Raw genomic sequence first — 16,901 nt, 5'->3', positions numbered from 1 at the left:
CCCTTCTATTACGTCATTAGCATTTGCAATGCTTGTTTAATATATTGATCTGTTGTCATTTCTTTATCTTTTAGTTTAGGAGCAATTTTCTTTAATTCACGATCTGAATATCCGAGGGCAGTTAACGCTAGTAATGCTTCTTCTAGGGCTTCTTCCGCTTTATTTTTAGCTGACACAGGCTTCTGTTCTTCTACAGTAAAAAGATTAGGAGACTCATCATATGCAACATCATGCAATTTCCCTTTAAGATCCAGAATCATTTGCCGGGCTGTTTTTTTGCCTACGCCCGGGAATTTGACTAAAAACTTCTCATCTTCATTTTCAATGGCTCGGATTACTTGAGATGGTTCGCCATAAGCAAGTATAGCTAAAGCCCCTTTTGGCCCGATTCCAGATACTCCAATAAGTTTTCTAAACATCAGTTTCTCTTCTATCGTTGAGAAACCATATAAAGCAATAATATCTTCTCGAACATGCTGATATGTATAAATAATTGTTTGCATTCCTTGTTTGCCGGAAAATACATAAGGATTTGGCGTTAGTACTTGATAACCGATGCCATTATTTTCAATGACAATATATTCAGGGCCCGTATACTCTATGGAGCCTTTTATGTATTCGTACAATGTCTTCTCTCCTCTTTCATGCTATCCATCATTGTATCATAAAATTCATTGCCATTTATATTAAAAAACTTAAGTTAAGTGTTTAGCAAATAGCAGTTATGGGTATTGTTAATTCAACATAGAATATTGCTTTATGAAATGTTCCCGAATCTACAAGAAATATTGTCTTATACTTCTTAATAGGAGGAATTCTTTCATGAAAAAAAATGTTGTTGGTGCATTTGTATCTAGCTTTGAAGCTCTGCGTACAATAAATTCGATGAAAGATGACGGGATTGATAAAAGTCATATTTATGTCATTGCACATGATGATTACGAAACTAGAATGATCGAAGAAAAAGCTGGCGTGGCAGTAGATCAATCCATTTCAGAAGAGGAAAATCGTGGATTTTGGAATGAATTAAAATCTTTCTTTACAGGTAACTCGAGTGAATACTCCGCTTATTCTGATTACCTGCTTGGTTTAGGAATGACACAATATGATGTTGAGCAATATGCAAAAGAAGTGGAAAGTGGAAAGATTCTAGTCCTAGTTGATAGTGAATATGATGAAGGAAGAACTGGGGTTTTAACGTCGGAAAATATCTCCGAAAGAACACATGCCGTCGAACTACACACGCCTCCCGAGGATGACATTTTACAAGATTCAGGAGAAACCATCATACAAGACGAAACTGAATTGGATAAAGATTCACTTCGACATTCACTATTAAACAACGAAAACAAAGAGATTCGCGAGAAAGAATATGAAGAAGAAGAAAATCCATTTTATAATAGTTAAAATAAAAAGCGCAAACTAAAAAATGAGAAAAAGCCATCAATTCGGCTTTTTCTCATTTTTCTTTTGCAGCGTATATTGCTTCATCGTTTCTAGTACTTCCGTATATATTTCTTTTGTTTTCACTGGAATTCCTTTCTTAAGTTGCAAGTGCTTATTTCCTTCTAATTTTTTTATATCAATTTGAAAAAAAGATTGGATGATATCAGCCTGATCAGGATAACCATTAAAGATAGACAACGTTCCATCTTCAGTAAGACCAAAAAATCCGTTTAATTTTAAGATTGGAGAAATATCATCAATCTTAGTTTCAAATATTAACTTTTCTTCATCCATATCTACAAGCTGCCACGCTTCGTATTTCGCCCAAAAATCTTCAAGCGCCCAGATCGTCTCCTGAACTTTTTCTTCACTAACCTCACCATCAAGATATTTTCTTTTTAATACTACATCTAATATAAGTGGGTCTTCGTCTGTACCACGAACTTCATTCACGTGATTTACTATTTTTGACCCGTCTTCTGTTTTTACTATTTGGCCCAAGGTACTTTTAAACGGATAATTTCCGTTAAACATAAGTGTACATATCATAAATAGCATGGCAATAAACTTCATCCGGATCACCTCTAAACATAGAATGATTTTCGTTCTAAGCTTAGAGTACCCATAATTTAACATGGATATCCGAATTTTAATTCAATAATTCATTTCCATTTTTCTACTCTATCTTTTATTTTTTCATAAAAAACTAACCTTTCTTTGTATTTATGGAAGGTAAGTCTTTGTACATAACTCCACTTTTTAGATTGTTCCTTATTATTGGAAGTTGAATAAAAAATCCATTCTCTAAAAATATCAGTCGGATACACAAGCGCTGCTAGAAATGGCCTTTCGTTCTTTAGATTGTTTAATAACTCAAAACTAAATAACCGCTCTGCATCCCAATCCAATAAAGGTAAAATCCTATTGCAAAATTGCAATAAATCTATATGTGATGGTGCAATACTAATTAAATCAAAATCAATCATATACAATATTCCATTACTTTTAATGAAATTGTGACTTGCAACATCACCATGAATAATACAATGTGGTTTTTTTACAAAATATGAAACGTGTTCGTTCATGTGCTCCAAAGCCCATACTCCATATTGCGCAAGCCTATTTAAATGTGAGTATACTGGGTTAAATCTATGTATATTAATATAAGTATAATAATCGATAAGCCTCTTTTCCCATTTCGATCGTTGTTGAAAATATGGTAATTTTTCTTTGAAAGTATCCACAAACGTTGCAGTCGTTTGATGAAAGTTCGTTATTAGCTCAAGCGCAGATTGGATATTTTTGTCTTGATCATAATGAAAAGCCCCGTTATTCTTAGACTCAATATACTGCATTAGACCGAAAATGCGTCCTTCCAATTGAAATATATGAGGAAAAAATAAATATGTTTGCATAAAGCCGTTATTTTTCAACTCTTTTGCAAAGTCTATCTGAACAGATAATTTAAACGTAGAAAGATATTCTTTTAGTACCCAATTTTCGTTATTTGAAATTAATAACCAAACCCCCTGTTTAATTTGTCTTATATGAGTAAATGGAATTCCAGACTTTTTTTTCATAAAAAGAAGGAGACGGTCATTCAATCCGTCTCGATCCTTGTAATATTGTTTATTCATCTTCAAAGCCATTATCATTTCGAGCTGGCATTGCATAGGCATTTGCATGGTTCATTGGCAATATTGAACCAAATGGATATGGATTAAAAGGAATTGGTTGTGCAAATGCCTGCCTTGCATAAGGATATGGTGCATATGCATTTCCTCCGCAGCCACAAGGCATTGAAGCAGGAGCTGCACCAGGCATTGCAGGATATGCTTCCATCATAGGCGCATGAGTATAAGGCATTTGATATCCTTGGTAAGGCATTGCCTGTTGAGCGGAAGGCATGACCCCACTAGGTCCTTGACCCCAATGCATTTCTGGATGGCTTGATGATTCATCATGCCAACCTTGTACTCCAGCTTCATAACCTGTTGCTGGTACTCCAGGCATTGCAGCAGGCTGCATACCCATTGGCATTGGCTGCATCATTGCCCCTTGAACCTGTGGCATCATTTGCGGATGGTAACCATAAGTGTATGGGTTGTAACAAGGGTCACAAATCGGCATGACAGGGTAGCAGTAATTAACCGGTTGTTGAACAGGCATTGCAGGCATAACAGGCATTTCAGCCGGTACTTCCTCCTGCACCTCTTTTTGCGCTTGTACTTGAGTCTGAGATTGTTGCATATTCATCATATAATAGTTACTGATATCAATTTCAGGCAGTGGCTGGGGCATCACAGGCTGATAAATGGGATAAGGTTTCTCCTTTTGTACCTCTTTTATAATCTCTTTTGGCTGCACGATGGGAACCGGAACCTCCTTCTTTATATATTCTACTTTAGGCATTTCCTTTGGCGCGTGATGCGGCATATGGTGTTCTTTCGGTGCATGATGATGCGGCACATGGTGCTCCTTTACTGAGCTTCCTCCTGGTACTTTTATTTTCATACCAGGCATAATCATATCTGGGTTAGACAATTGGGCATTCATCTTTTTTAATTCTTCAAAATCCACGCCATATTTTTTTGCGATTTTCCAAAGAGTTTCTCCTTTTTGCGCAATATGGATTTTCACACATTTCCCCTCCTCAGGCATAAGTCCATATAGTGTATGAATATATAGGCAAATTGCTAATAATCTTCACAAAAACTTATGATAACTAAATCAATTTTATGCTCAAGCTTCATTGAAAAAGGGTGATGATCCCTTATGTAATTTCAAAATATGATATGATTCAATATATAGATTGTGGAACGGAGGATAAAAGATGGAAATAGAAACTAAAAAAATCCTTGGGGAAGAAAGAAGAGAAATGCTGCTTTCCCTTTTGAAAAATAGTACTGTACCTATAACAGGAAGCAAGCTTGCCCAAATAGCAAATGTAAGCAGACAAGTCATAGTTGGGGATATTACTTTATTAAAAGCTCGCGAAGAACCGATCATTGCAACTAGTCAAGGATATATGTACATGAATTTAAGTCCTGTCAATAAAATCATCGAAAAAACAATCGCTTGTATTCATACTCGTGAACAAGCGAGAGAGGAATTAAATATCATTGTAGATCATGGGGTAACAGTAAAGGATGTGAAGGTGGAACATCCTGTTTATGGAGACCTGACTGCATCTATTATGGTATCGAATAGACAGGAAGTGCAAGGATTTCTTGATAAAATCAAAAATACAAATGCCTCATTATTAGCTGATCTAACATCAGGCATCCATTTACATACATTGACTTCATCAAGTGAAGAGGCAATAAAAAAAGCGGAGGATGCTTTGAAAGCAGCAGGGATCTTAATGAATGAAAAAAACTGAGACCCATATTTGGGTACTCAGTTTATCCTCCTGAACTTAGAACATCTACCTTATCAACAAATTCCAATCTCCTAAGTTTAACAAGCAACTCATCTATATCTCCAGACATGTTTGTTATATCGAGCGACAGTGTTACATTGGCACGCCCTTGTAAAGGAATTGTTTGATGGATTGTTAGTACATTGCAAGAATTCGTCGCTACAGTGCCGAGCAATTTAGAAAGTGCTCCTGGTTTATCCTCAAGGAAAAAAAATAATGAAATAATTTTTTCTTTAACAACTAAATGAAAAGGAAAAACCGTATCTCTGTACTTATAAAAAGCACTGCGGCTTAAATCAACTTGCTGGACCGCGTCCCAAACAGAATCCGACTTACCGCGTTCAATTAATTCTTTTGCTTCCAGTGTTTTTTTCATCGCCTCTGGGAGTACATCTTCCCTAACTAAATAAAACTTTTGATCGTATTCTTTTTTCCCCAATACCCCAATCCTCCATTCAAATGAGTCTAATCGACAAATTCAAATTCGAATTCCAGCAAACGGATGGTGTCGCCATCTTTTGCCCCTCTTTCCCTTAGTACATCATCTACACCCATGGACCTCAATTGACGTGCAAAACGTCGAACAGATTCGTCCCGTGAAAAATCAGTCATTTTAAATAAACGTTCTATTTTGCCGCCGCTAACGACAAAACTGCCATCTGGCTCTCGCGTAATTGTAAATTCGTCCTGAGGTTTTTCATGTTTGTACATAACCCGGTTGATTGTTTCTTCTTCTTCCACCACTTCATGAAGCGGGAATTCAGGAGTATTTTCAAGTTGGTTGGCTATTTCAAATAATAGCTCTTTAAGACCTTCCCTTGTAATCGCTGATATTGGAAAAACTGGATAATTATCTTGAAGCTTTTTCTTAAATTCATCTAAATTAACTTGCGCTTCAGGCATATCCATTTTATTCGCAACGATAATCTGCGGTCTTTCCAATAGGCGAAGATTATATTCTTCAAGTTCTTGATTAATTGTTGAATAATCTTCATAAGGGTCTCTGCCTTCCATTCCTGACATGTCAATTACATGAACAATGACCCTTGTCCTTTCAATATGACGCAAAAATTGATGCCCAAGTCCTACTCCCTCATGTGCACCTTCTATTAATCCTGGAAGATCGGCCATGACAAAGCTTCTGCCATCTCGTGTTTCCACAACCCCAAGGTTTGGAACGATTGTCGTAAAATGATACTCTGCAATTTTTGGTTTTGCAGCCGAAACAACTGACAGAAGAGTAGACTTTCCAACGCTTGGAAAACCAACAAGGCCAACATCAGCCAAAACTTTTAGCTCAAGAATAACATTTCTTTCTTGTCCCGGTTCCCCGTTTTCGGCAATTTCCGGCGCAGGATTTGCCGGAGTGGCAAAACGAATATTTCCTCTTCCACCTCTACCGCCTTTAGCAATAATTGCTTGCTGACCGTGACTTACTAAATCGGCTATAACTTCTTTCGTGTCTTCATCTGTTACGACCGTTCCGGGAGGTACTTTTACGATTAAATCCGAAGCACCTTTTCCATGCTGGCTTTTGGACATTCCGTGTTCACCGCGAGGAGCTTTAAAGTGACGCTGATATCTAAAATCCATCAAGGTTCTTAAGCCCTCATCGACTTGGAAGATGACACTCGCTCCTTTTCCGCCATCTCCACCTGCAGGTCCACCCATTGGAACATATTTCTCTCGGCGAAATGCAACCATCCCATTTCCGCCATCTCCACCTTTAACAAATACTTTCACTTGATCTACAAACATAAGTACTACACTCCAATCTATATGCAAAACGAATTAAAGAAAAGCGCAAGCCTCTTGCTCATCGACGTAAAATCATCATGGCCTTCAACTTTGATAAAGGAAACACGGCGAGGTTGGAAAAGCAGAAGACGCTTGGTCAGACCCGACAAACAAATGTTCCGAATCAAAAAAGTCTGGTAATGACATTTATCGAATCAGGTTATTTGACCATTGGGGCTGGCGCCAGCAGCTAGACAAGACAAGCCGTTGTTGACTTAAAGCAAAAGAGAAGGGCAGGAAGTTACTAGTCGATAAGCACTGAAGCTGAAGAGCAAAAGTTTAATTCAAAATGTAAACTTTAAAAAACTTTTACCTTCTTTTCTTAGGAGAAAAAAACATCTACAACCATTTCAGAATCATTTATTTCTTGTATGTTAGTGGCATATGGGTATTTTTTTTCATTAGTTAACCAGCCTATTATTTTTGATGGATTCTCGAGCCATCCATTATAATGAAACAGAAAATGGACATGGTCGTTTAACAACTCCACTGTAATATACAACTGGTTTTCATAGAGAGGGTTTGCACAACGATCGAGCTCATCAAAAAAATCACGAGTCCAATTTGACAATAACGTATCATCCAGTAGATTAGACTGAAAATTATCCAATATCTCATATTCAATCCGAAATGCACGTTTTCCCCAGTTATGAGTTAGGAGCAAAACAGCAAATTGAGGAAGCTGCATATTTGTTAATCTTGCTTCATTTTGTGTATCTAAAATAATTCCATTGATCACTCGATCCGCCTGATCAAGCTTCCCAAGTGAAATATAGGATTTGATTAACTGAATTCTATTTAACCAATCATGTCGTGTATTTTGAATAACATCAATTACATTCAACTGTTCACTCATCATTATATCCTCTCTGTCCAACTTCAATCGTTATTATAGTATAACAGAAATTGCCAAGTGAAGAGTAATTTTTACATTACAAAAATAGAAAAGCTCTAACCATATAGGTTAGAGCTTTTCAACATTGTTTAGCTTCAGTGAAGATAAACAGGCGCTTCCGCTTTTTTTGTCCAGCTACAGCGCCTATCGACTAGCAAACTTTTTGTCCTTCTCCTACAATAAGTCAACATCAACTCGTCCTATCGAACTCGCCATGTTTCCTTTATTTCAGTCGAAGGCCCTAAAGTATTTTAGCCGATAAACAGGCGCTTCCGCTTTTCTGTATTATTGCGCTTTAGGATAAACACTTACTTTTTTCTTATCGCGGCCTAGACGTTCAAAACGAACAACGCCGTCAATTTTAGCAAAAAGAGTGTCATCGTTGCCGCGGCCAACATTTTCACCTGGGTGAATTTTTGTTCCGCGTTGACGGTATAGAATAGATCCGCCAGAAACAAATTGACCATCTGCACGCTTAGCACCAAGACGTTTTGCTTCTGAGTCACGTCCGTTTTTAGTAGAACCTACCCCTTTTTTGGATGCAAAGAACTGAAGATCCAATCTTAGCATTTGTCCCACCTCCTATTTATGAAAAAGTAACTTTTATATAATCTTTATAATCTCTTTCAATCGTTTGCAGAGAAATAATCATGCCTTCCAGTAAAAGCTGGACTTCAGATGATTCGGTTGGAAATGCACATTTCAGAAATCCACTTTCCGACTGTTCAATCTCTGGTTCCACTTTAGTTAAAGCAATGATGGCATTCACACAGCCAAATGCAACAGCAGATGCACCTGCACAAACGATATCCTGCCCTTTTTCAGCGAAATCAGCATGCCCTTTCATCGTAAAGGAGCTGATTTTCCCATCATGCGTTTTTTCAACGCTAACAAAAATCATAAGACAGCCGCCTTATGCGTTGATTTTTTCAACTACAACTTTTGTGTATGGCTGACGATGACCTTGTTTTTTGTGGTAGTTTTTCTTTGATTTGTATTTGAATACAACAATTTTTTTCGCACGGCCTTGTTTTTCAACTTTAGCTGTAACAGTAGCACCTTCTACAAAAGGACTTCCCACTTTTACATTTTCGCCGCCAACAAAAAGAACTTTGTCAAAAGTGAATGTATCACCCTCTGTTGCATCCAACTTTTCAACGTAAATTGCTGAGCCTTCTTCAACTTTTAATTGTTTTCCACCAGTTTCAATGATTGCGTACATGAACTGCACCTCCTTAATAGACTAAGACTCGCCAGATTCAGGCGTTTTGAAAGAGTACAAAACACTCGGCGTTTTGAAAAAGCTCAAAACACTCGGCATTTTGACATTCAAAATCTTATAGACCTGAGCTGTGCGGTTGTAGCACGGGTGCTACAAACTAACATGAAAATACTATCATATGCCATTATGCATGTCAACAGCTTTCGCTTTAATCACCTCAACGGATCCAAACTGGCGAATAAAATATTCAAATTTAAGGGTATGAATGACTTTAAAAAAGATTTTAATATGCAACAGTTTTTCTATTCTTAACAGATGACGATTTCCTACTCCTTTAAAAATCTCCATCGTTTCCTTATCAATTTCAATCAAAACAGCATCGTGCTCATCCATAGGAGTCTCAAATAATTCTCGCTCCAATCGAAAGGAGACTGTTTCGGGACTTTCTACAAACCCAGTTCCATGGCAGGCAGAACATTTCGTCTGCATTATTTTAGGAAGGGATAGTTTAGTCCGTTTTCGAGTTACTTCAAATATCCCTAGGGGAGTGAAACCAACAGCGCGAGTATGCTTTGGATCCTTTTTAAACAATTCTTCTAACAATTGCTTAACTTTTCTTTTATCTGCATTACTCTCCATATCAATAAAGTCTATTAAAATCATGCCGCTATAATCTCGTAGACGCAGCTGTCTCGCTATTTCTTTCGCCGCGGCTAAATTCGTTTGGACAACTGTCTCAGAAACGGCTTGCTTTCCAGTGAATTTGCCAGTATTAACATCAATTACGATTGCGGCTTCTGTTTCATTAATGACAATATACGCCCCATTATTTAACCAAACTATCGGTCTAAATGCTTTTCCAATTTCATTTTCTAAGCCGTATTTGGAAAAAACACCTTCCTTATCTTGATGAAAATGAAATTCCCAATCCATTTTTTCTAAGCTCGGAAGCAAATTTTGTATTCCATTCAATATTTCCTTGTCATTATAATAAAGTTCGCCATTTTTAAGACGACCCATTTCCCGAACGATTTCCTCAAAAAATAATGACTTTCTCATTAATATTGCAGGAGCTTTCACTTTGGTTTGCATGTTCTGAATGGAAATATAAGTATTTCGAAGCTGTTCCGCCTCTTGTTCCCATTCCTCTTTGCTTCCCGAAAGTGCTTCTGTTCGAATGATAAAACCTTCCTTATTTTCCTTAAATTTAAGGGCAATATCTCTCCACGTATCCCTTAATCTCTCATCACCTTTTTTTGAAACAGCAATATATTTACCTTCAGGCATATAGATCGATTTTTCACCAGGAATTTCAATTATTCCCGTTAACAAAACACCCTTGCCTCCAGTTTCATCCTTTTTAACTTGAACTAGAAGCTTTTCACCTTCAGTAATAAATTTGGAAATAGGCATATCCTTTTTTCGCGGATCAGTAGAATGGATATAGGCAGGGAGTTGGTCCTTTTGTAAAAATCCATTCTTTTCTTTACCAATATCTACAAAAACAGCGTTCATTCCCTTTTTTACACTCTCTACCTTTCCTAAATAAATGTTTCCGACTTCGGAAATGTCACTCGGCTGTTCAACAAAAAACCTCGTAACTAACCCATTTTCTCTTATAGCAAACCTTTGTTCCGCTGTTTTACTATCGACAAATATTTCGTTCATTTTCGCTCACCCGCTAGGAAAAAAATAAACTGGCTTATTCGCCAGTTGTTTTCATTACTTATTACTTTAGCGGTGTAATTAATTGTAGTCAATCATTGTATACTAAGTCTTTTAGCTGCGCACTAACACGTTTCTCCGTAAAATAAGCATGAAGAATTTCATTTTCATCTAGCTTCCCGAGGTGGCTATCCTTTCCTCCAACATAGATTAAATGTTTACAGCCACGTTTGAACTTCTCTAATACTTCATGCAAATGCTCTTCCCCTTTCGCCTCAATCGACTGCAATTGGGAAAAACTTAAGTTTTTTCCATAATGCCTTTCTAGTAAAAATCTCATGAAAACATATCGTTGTTGTTTCCATTCAGTCCATAAGATGATGTCCAAATAAAGTAAAACAAGCCATACGTTTATATTTAATGGATAAAAAAAGAGTATCATTGTATGCAATACGAGCAAAACAGCAAAAGAACTCATCAATGACAGACGACAAGCATTTTTATACGGATGTTGTGTAGAAAGATAGAGTTGTACGAGTTTGCCTCCATCTAATGGCCAGATGGGAATAAGATTAAACAAAAGAATCATTAAATTATATTGAGATATTTGTTTTGCTACATCAGCAGGCAAAAAGGAAAGCATGACCAACACCGGAATGAAGACCGCAATCAGAACATGCTGCAAAGGTCCGGCGATGATGACGATCAGATCCTCTTTAATTCTCCGATTGCCATGTTCATCCACTTCGCATACCCCGCCGAATGGCAAAATCAAAATCCGTTTAATTCTCCACCCATAATGTGCAGCTGCTGCAGCATGTCCAAGCTCGTGAATAAATACGATCGCAAACAAATAAAGCAACTGCCAAAAGTATCCTGTAATAATTGCAATACTAGCTACTCCCCAAAAAAGCGGATGAATTTGCATTTTTTTAATGAGTAATCCATATTTATTCAAATTTTATCACCTGAATAGGATCAATAAACATATCATTTTGTTTGATTGCAAAGTAAAACTCTCCAGTCTCTCCTTCTTTACCTAGTGATACAACTCCTACATGTTTACCCGCTTCTACATTTTCTCGAGGTTTTACGGTAATTTTATCCAACATCCCATACCAAGTCTCAGAGTGATCCGCATGTTGAATAATAACGGTTTGGCCGATATCTTCCTTTTTACCTGCAAAGATGACTACACCGCCAGTCATTGCTTCTACTTCTGCATTCGTACCAGTTTCCATAATAATGCCTCTTCCATCCACCGAAAAGTCTTCTAATATTTTTCCTGAAACTGGCTGAGCATAAGATAATTCGTTATTTGCTGTATCTGTTTTCTCATCATTTTCAAAGGGGGGAAGAAGTGCCAACGGCTTTCCAAATTGATTCTCATACCAATTGGCAACTGCAGCAAACTGAAACTCTTTTTCCATCGTTTTCTTTACACCTAATTTTATCGGTTCTAATTTAGTTGATGTCGACTGAAATATAATCGCGAGTATAAGGACAAGGACAACAGATGCAAGGATTTTAAACAGGAAAATATCACGATTCCAAAGTGGATGAAAAGAATCTTTAGGTTCCGCTTCAAATACGGGGGATTCGAATTCATTATCAATAAACGGAGTTGATCCAGTCCTCTCCTTGTTAGGATTATATTGCTTTCTCCGTTTACTTATTCGTTTCCGGATTTCATCAGCTCTTCTACTCATTCTCCCCCATCTCCCTTAATTATTTTCTATTACACTATGACTCGTCCTCATAAAATATGCTTTTATTGCCCAGAGAAAAAAAGGAGCCATGCGATCAATTACTATGAACGCATGGCTCCTTACATTATTTAGCTCCAACACCAAAAAGCTTTTTCAACCTTGCAAACACGCCTGATTTTTCGTCATCTAAAGATTGCAGCGGAACAGACTCACCCAAAATTCTTCTCGCAATATTACGATAAGCAATGGACGCCTTGCTATTCGGGTCTAAGGCAATCGGCTCACCTTGATTGGAAGATCTAATTACATCTACATCATCTTGGACAATACCAATCAAGTCTATCGATAAATGCTGGGCAATTTCATCGACATCCAGCACATCTCCATCTCTCATCATTTGACTGCGAATACGATTGATGATTAATTTTGGCGGCTCAACGTTTTCTTCTTTTTCTAATAATCCAATGATACGATCTGCATCTCTCACTGCAGAAATTTCTGGAGTCGTCACGACAATTGCCTTATCAGCCCCGGCTACAGCATTTTTATATCCTTGCTCGATACCAGCGGGACAATCAATTAATATGTAATCGTACTCGTGCTTCATATCGTTAACGAGCTTTTTCATTTGTTCAGGAGATACGGCTGTTTTATCGCTTGTTTGTGCTGCCGGAAGTAAAAACAACTTGTCTTCAAATCTTTTATCTTTAACAATCGCCTGATGCAGCTTACATCTTCCTTGAACAACATCTACTAGATCATATATAATCCGATTTTCAAGACCAAGTACTACATCAAGATTTCGTAGACCAATATCTGTATCTATGAGACATACCTTTTTCCCCTGCAGGGCAAGAGCTGTCCCCAGGTTAGCCGAAGTTGTAGTTTTTCCGACTCCTCCTTTACCCGAAGTTATTACAATCGCCTCACCCATTGTATTGTCCCCCTTTTAATCTAGTAATATTTGGTCGTAAATGTTTTAAAACTTGCAATCGATCAATAACGATTTGATGTCTAGCGTCTATGTAAGCACACTCCATTTGGTGACGATCTTCTTGATCATAATGATCTGGAGCACGGCTAATACAATCAGAAATTCTTAGTTGCGATGGGGTCATAAATGATGCAACGATGACCGCTTCGTTTCTTCCCGTGAATCCAGCATGGGCAATCCCTTTTAAGGCACCCATAATAAATATATTACCAGCTGCTCGAACTGTCCCCCCTGGATTAACATCTCCGACAAGCAATAAATCCCCGGGAACTTCTAATATTTGTCCAGATCTGACGACAGTAGCAACAGATGTCACTTCTTGTTCGTCAATCATACGTTCTGCCTCTGTTTTTGTGATGATATTACTCTCTATCTCTTCAACTATTAAATTTTGTTTTTTGCGAATCATTTCTTTTAATTTTTCTTGTTGTTCAATATTAAGATACCGATTACCTGAAAGAATGCGCACCGAAATTAGGGGACTGTCCGTATCTACCCCTTGTAAATCAGCGAGTTTCTCTTCCAGCTCTATAAGTAATTCTTCGTAAGAGCAGCGATCATTTAATTGCAAAGAAAGACCGTTCTTAGTCCCTTTAATCATAACATTTTGTCTGTTTTTCATGTGATACGGGCAAGGAGACTCAACTTGCAGAATAGTGCCCTCATATCTCCTTTCACTACTACTTCTATTTATCTTTAGTTTATCTCATTATTGATATTTCGTCATCCCTTGCTGAATTCGACAAACTACATCGATTTTCCTCTTATTCAAAAAAAATTATTCATTTATCTCTTCTTTTTTTCTATTTAATAAAAATTTATTGAACGGGAAATAAACGATAATGAAAAATATAATATTCAAAATGAGTGTTGGCACCAATCGAATCATAGAAAATTCATTTATATCCATACTTTTCCGCAAAACTAGAATATTCATTCCGTATACAATTGTTTCAACTAAGGATATACATAACATCGATGTGAAAAGAGCAGTGAAAACATTTGAAAAAAGAATTTTGGCCAATTTTGCCGATATATATACTGCGATTGGAAACAAAACTAAATAAATGCCGATGATCTCTGTAAAATAAATATCAAATAACAAACCAAAAACTGCTGCATAGATGAGTGTGCGATTTCTAAAGAAACTGATTCCCATTATGATTAATAATACTAATAAAAAATGCGGAACAAGGATCCAATCCCTTCCGAATATGCCAGTAGGTAAAAAGTCTACAAAAATACTTTCAATATAAAAACACAAAGTTAAAAGGAAGGGAAGAATCAAATGTCTCATCATTCCCCCTCCTTCGCTTCATCTTCTATAGTTTCCATTGTGCGTACAATGACCAATACATGTTCAAATCCGTAAAAATCTGCAGAAGGTTCAACATAAGCTATTTGTGTCAATCCAAAACGGTCGACTTCCACCTCTTTAACTTTTCCAATATCCAATGCTTTTGGAAAAACACCCCCAAGACCGGAAGTGACAACATTCTGCCCTTTTTTAATTTTTTGGTCAATGACAATATCTTTCATGATTAACATTTTCTTTTCTTTATCATAGCCATCAATGAGACCAAAAACATGCTCATCTCCTTGAATTTCAGCAGCTACTCTATTCTTTTTATTATCTGAGCTAAGAAGTTCAACCGTAGCTGTCATCGGTGATGTGCTGACAACTTTCCCAACTAAACCTTTTGCTGTCGTGACAGCCATATTCGTTTTAACACCACTTTTACTGCCTTTATTAATCGTAATTTTTTCAAACCATCGATCAGGAGTCCGACTGATGACAGTGGCTTGAATGGCGTTATAATCACGTAAATTCTCGGTTTTATTTAGTACATTCCGCAATTCTACATTATCTCTTTTTAAATCTGATATTTCCTTTTCAAGCTTCGCTAATCCTTCCAATCGTGCCTTAAGTTTTTTATTTTCCGTGTATGTATTTTGCAGATCATGAATATTACCAACAAGGTTTGCAACTCCTTGAGCTGGTATAGAAATAAGTGATTGGCCAAAGCCAACAACGTCTTTTACAAATTGCTCAGGACGTGTAATATTCTCTCTATCTCTTAAAGAAAATCCGATTAACGACACGAGAATGATGATGCTGATAAGTAGAATAATGAGACGTTTGTTTAAAAAAAAGTGTGACATAGTTTACACCCCGTTAGAAAAGCATAAGCGCCTTGCTTATTAATGTACAGGCCCGCAGGATGCGGGTCCGTCGACGTTCCTTTTTGGCCCAACACTTTGCGATAAAGAAAACAGAACAAGCGAAGAGTCTGGCTTCCTTATCAAAGGGACAAGGACAAGAAGATTGCTGGTTGATAGGCGCTGTAGCTAGACATCCACAAAAATTTTTTACTTGTTAATAATTGTTAAGCAATACGCCTTTCACAATGGCGCTTAAGCAATACATTAATTTACTATTTTCATTTTAAAATGCTGTTAAAAACGCAAGCGCCGTAAAAAACGGCGCTAGTCATTTTTAACGCATATCTCTCACTTTATTTTTGAAAAGATGAATATTCTCCAATGCTATACCCGTTCCGATTGCAACACAATCTAATGGTTCATCTGCAATTAATACTGGCATATCCGTTTCTTGACTAATGATCTTATCCAAATTATGCAGCAAGGCTCCGCCGCCAGTTAAAACAATCCCTCTATCCATAATGTCCGCAGACAGTTCTGGGGGAGTTTTTTCAAGCGTACTTCTCACTGCTTCAATAATAGAGTTCACAGTATCACGCAATGCAACCGATATTTCTTCGGCTGTTATTTCAATTGTTTTTGGGAGTCCGGTTAATAAGTCCCTTCCACGTATTTCCATTGGAGGTATTCCTTCAGGCTCTCCAGCTGATCCAATTTCAAGTTTAATGGCCTCTGCCGTACGATCACCGATCAATAGATTATATGACTTCCGGATGTATGAAATAATGGACTCGTCCATATTATCACCGGCAATTCTAATCGACATGCTCGTTACAATCCCACCAAGAGAAATAACCGCTACTTCTGTCGTACCACCACCAATATCAACAACCATACTCCCAGTTGGTTCCCACACAGGCAAGTTGGCTCCTATGGCAGCAGCAAATGGCTCTTCAATAGGATATGCCTCTTTAGCTCCAGCTTCTTTCGTCGCATCCAAGACCGCTCTCTGCTCAACAGCAGTAATTCCAGATGGAACACAAACCATGACATGTGGTTTTCCGCCAAAGAAGCCTCTCCTCTTCGTCGCATGTCGAATATAGTATTTCATCATCGCTGCAGTTGTTTCATAATCAGCAATAACTCCATCTTTCATTGGTCTAAGAGCAACAATATGTCCTGGAGTTCGACCAATCATATTTTTGGCATCATTTCCAACCGCTACAATTTTTCTTGTGTCAGTTTGTAATGCGACTACTGATGGTTCACGCAGAACTATTCCTTTTCCTTTAACAAATACAAGTGTATTGGCAGTTCCTAAATCTATCCCAAGATCTTTCGTTCCAAATCCAAACATGTATGTATCTCCCTTTCTCAATCAAATGCATTTTTTAGTGCATCTGCTCCCTATACTTTCAAATTCATTTAGATTTATTCAATAGCCTGTCCAATACAACATATTTTACGTTTTTTCAATGAATTTTTTTGTAATTTACTACGTATCTTATTTTACATATATTTATTTAGCTTAATAGGAACATGCCTAATAAAAATCATAAGTTTAATTATAGCTTATCATTTTTTAAAAT

General features: G+C 37.2%; 19 protein-coding genes, 1 pseudogene and 1 other annotated feature. Of the genes and pseudogenes, 2 read left to right on the top strand and 18 right to left on the bottom strand.

Translation table 11 applies throughout. The features are described 5' to 3' along the window. Positions 1–8: 8 nt before the first annotated feature. Positions 9–626 carry a Holliday junction branch migration protein RuvA gene (ruvA, locus tag KHA96_RS01715; protein ID WP_213127570.1) on the bottom strand — a complete coding sequence of 206 codons (618 nt, stop codon included), beginning with the start codon at positions 624–626 and terminating at the stop codon, positions 9–11. A 196-nt stretch (positions 627–822) separates the two neighbouring features. Here ruvA and KHA96_RS01710 point away from each other — a divergent pair, with 196 nt between their 5' ends. Continuing rightward, a complete protein-coding gene (locus KHA96_RS01710) occupies positions 823–1,407 on the top strand; it encodes a YflT domain-containing protein (RefSeq protein WP_213127569.1) in 585 nt (194 codons plus the stop codon). A 36-nt stretch (positions 1,408–1,443) separates the two neighbouring features. Here the strand turns inward: KHA96_RS01710 and KHA96_RS01705 are convergent, their stop codons facing one another. The 3 genes and pseudogenes from KHA96_RS01705 to safA form a co-directional block, all read right to left on the bottom strand. Next, on the bottom strand, positions 1,444–1,980 hold the full coding sequence (locus tag KHA96_RS01705; RefSeq protein WP_213127568.1) for an intercompartmental signaling factor BofC: 537 nt from the start codon (positions 1,978–1,980) through the stop codon (positions 1,444–1,446). Positions 1,981–2,108: 128 nt separating this feature from the next. Then, positions 2,109–3,026 (bottom strand): phosphotransferase, encoded by a 918-nt coding sequence (locus KHA96_RS01700; protein ID WP_213127567.1) that lies wholly within the window; start codon positions 3,024–3,026, stop codon positions 2,109–2,111. A 916-nt stretch (positions 3,027–3,942) separates the two neighbouring features. Further along, positions 3,943–4,086: pseudogene (safA, locus tag KHA96_RS23445) on the bottom strand (SafA/ExsA family spore coat assembly protein); the annotation flags it as partial. Positions 4,087–4,279: 193 nt separating this feature from the next. On the opposite strand from safA, the gene KHA96_RS01690 reads away from it, so the two are divergent. Further along, positions 4,280–4,828, top strand: coding sequence for a transcription repressor NadR (locus KHA96_RS01690; RefSeq protein WP_213127565.1), 549 nt, complete (start codon positions 4,280–4,282; stop codon positions 4,826–4,828). A gap of 22 nt (positions 4,829–4,850) precedes the next feature. Here KHA96_RS01690 and KHA96_RS01685 read toward each other — a convergent pair whose 3' ends face one another. The 14 genes from KHA96_RS01685 to KHA96_RS01620 all read right to left on the bottom strand — a co-directional run bounded on the left by KHA96_RS01685 (position 4,851) and on the right by KHA96_RS01620 (position 16,669). After that, positions 4,851–5,306 (bottom strand): ACT domain-containing protein, encoded by a 456-nt coding sequence (locus tag KHA96_RS01685; protein ID WP_213127564.1) that lies wholly within the window; start codon positions 5,304–5,306, stop codon positions 4,851–4,853. 26 nt (positions 5,307–5,332) lie between these two features. Beyond that, positions 5,333–6,625, bottom strand: coding sequence for a GTPase ObgE (obgE, locus tag KHA96_RS01680; protein ID WP_213127563.1), 1,293 nt, complete (start codon positions 6,623–6,625; stop codon positions 5,333–5,335). 361 nt (positions 6,626–6,986) lie between these two features. Further along, positions 6,987–7,520, bottom strand: coding sequence for a Spo0B C-terminal domain-containing protein (locus KHA96_RS01675; protein WP_213127562.1), 534 nt, complete (start codon positions 7,518–7,520; stop codon positions 6,987–6,989). A 324-nt stretch (positions 7,521–7,844) separates the two neighbouring features. Beyond that, positions 7,845–8,129, bottom strand: a complete 285-nt coding sequence (rpmA, locus tag KHA96_RS01670; protein ID WP_213110444.1) for a 50S ribosomal protein L27 — start codon at positions 8,127–8,129, stop codon at positions 7,845–7,847. Between the two features lie 16 nt (positions 8,130–8,145). Further along, positions 8,146–8,460: a ribosomal-processing cysteine protease Prp gene (locus KHA96_RS01665; protein ID WP_213127561.1), complete on the bottom strand. Its 315-nt coding sequence runs from the start codon at positions 8,458–8,460 to the stop codon at positions 8,146–8,148. A gap of 12 nt (positions 8,461–8,472) precedes the next feature. Further along, positions 8,473–8,781: a 50S ribosomal protein L21 gene (gene rplU / locus KHA96_RS01660; protein WP_213127560.1), complete on the bottom strand. Its 309-nt coding sequence runs from the start codon at positions 8,779–8,781 to the stop codon at positions 8,473–8,475. A 14-nt stretch (positions 8,782–8,795) separates the two neighbouring features. Further along, positions 8,796–8,929, bottom strand: a sequence feature (ribosomal protein L21 leader region). Between the two features lie 26 nt (positions 8,930–8,955). Next, complete coding sequence (locus KHA96_RS01655; RefSeq protein WP_213127559.1) at positions 8,956–10,449, bottom strand: Rne/Rng family ribonuclease; 1,494 nt, start codon at positions 10,447–10,449, stop codon at positions 8,956–8,958. 88 nt (positions 10,450–10,537) lie between these two features. Continuing rightward, positions 10,538–11,404: a M50 family metallopeptidase gene (locus tag KHA96_RS01650; protein ID WP_213127558.1), complete on the bottom strand. Its 867-nt coding sequence runs from the start codon at positions 11,402–11,404 to the stop codon at positions 10,538–10,540. After that, positions 11,397–12,155, bottom strand: a complete 759-nt coding sequence (locus KHA96_RS01645) for a M23 family metallopeptidase (protein ID WP_213127557.1) — start codon at positions 12,153–12,155, stop codon at positions 11,397–11,399. Before KHA96_RS01645 ends, KHA96_RS01650 begins: the two co-directional genes overlap by 8 nt. A gap of 124 nt (positions 12,156–12,279) precedes the next feature. Further along, a complete protein-coding gene (minD, locus tag KHA96_RS01640) occupies positions 12,280–13,089 on the bottom strand; it encodes a septum site-determining protein MinD (RefSeq protein WP_213127556.1) in 810 nt (269 codons plus the stop codon). Beyond that, positions 13,082–13,771, bottom strand: a complete 690-nt coding sequence (minC, locus tag KHA96_RS01635) for a septum site-determining protein MinC (protein WP_213127555.1) — start codon at positions 13,769–13,771, stop codon at positions 13,082–13,084. Before minC ends, minD begins: the two co-directional genes overlap by 8 nt. Positions 13,772–13,927: 156 nt before the next feature. Continuing rightward, on the bottom strand, positions 13,928–14,446 hold the full coding sequence (mreD, locus tag KHA96_RS01630; protein ID WP_213127554.1) for a rod shape-determining protein MreD: 519 nt from the start codon (positions 14,444–14,446) through the stop codon (positions 13,928–13,930). Next, the gene (gene mreC, locus KHA96_RS01625; RefSeq protein WP_213127553.1) at positions 14,446–15,312 is read right to left on the bottom strand and encodes a rod shape-determining protein MreC; all 867 of its coding nucleotides are present in this window, start codon (positions 15,310–15,312) and stop codon (positions 14,446–14,448) included. Before mreC ends, mreD begins: the two co-directional genes overlap by 1 nt. A gap of 334 nt (positions 15,313–15,646) precedes the next feature. Next, positions 15,647–16,669, bottom strand: coding sequence for a rod shape-determining protein (locus KHA96_RS01620; protein WP_213127552.1), 1,023 nt, complete (start codon positions 16,667–16,669; stop codon positions 15,647–15,649). Between the last annotated feature and the right edge of the window lie 232 nt (positions 16,670–16,901).

This window comes from Bacillus sp. FJAT-49711 (assembly GCF_018343715.1).
In the GTDB taxonomy this organism is placed as follows: Bacteria; Bacillota; Bacilli; order Bacillales; family Bacillaceae_C; genus Lederbergia.
This window is presented reverse-complemented; position numbering and strand designations above follow the sequence as displayed.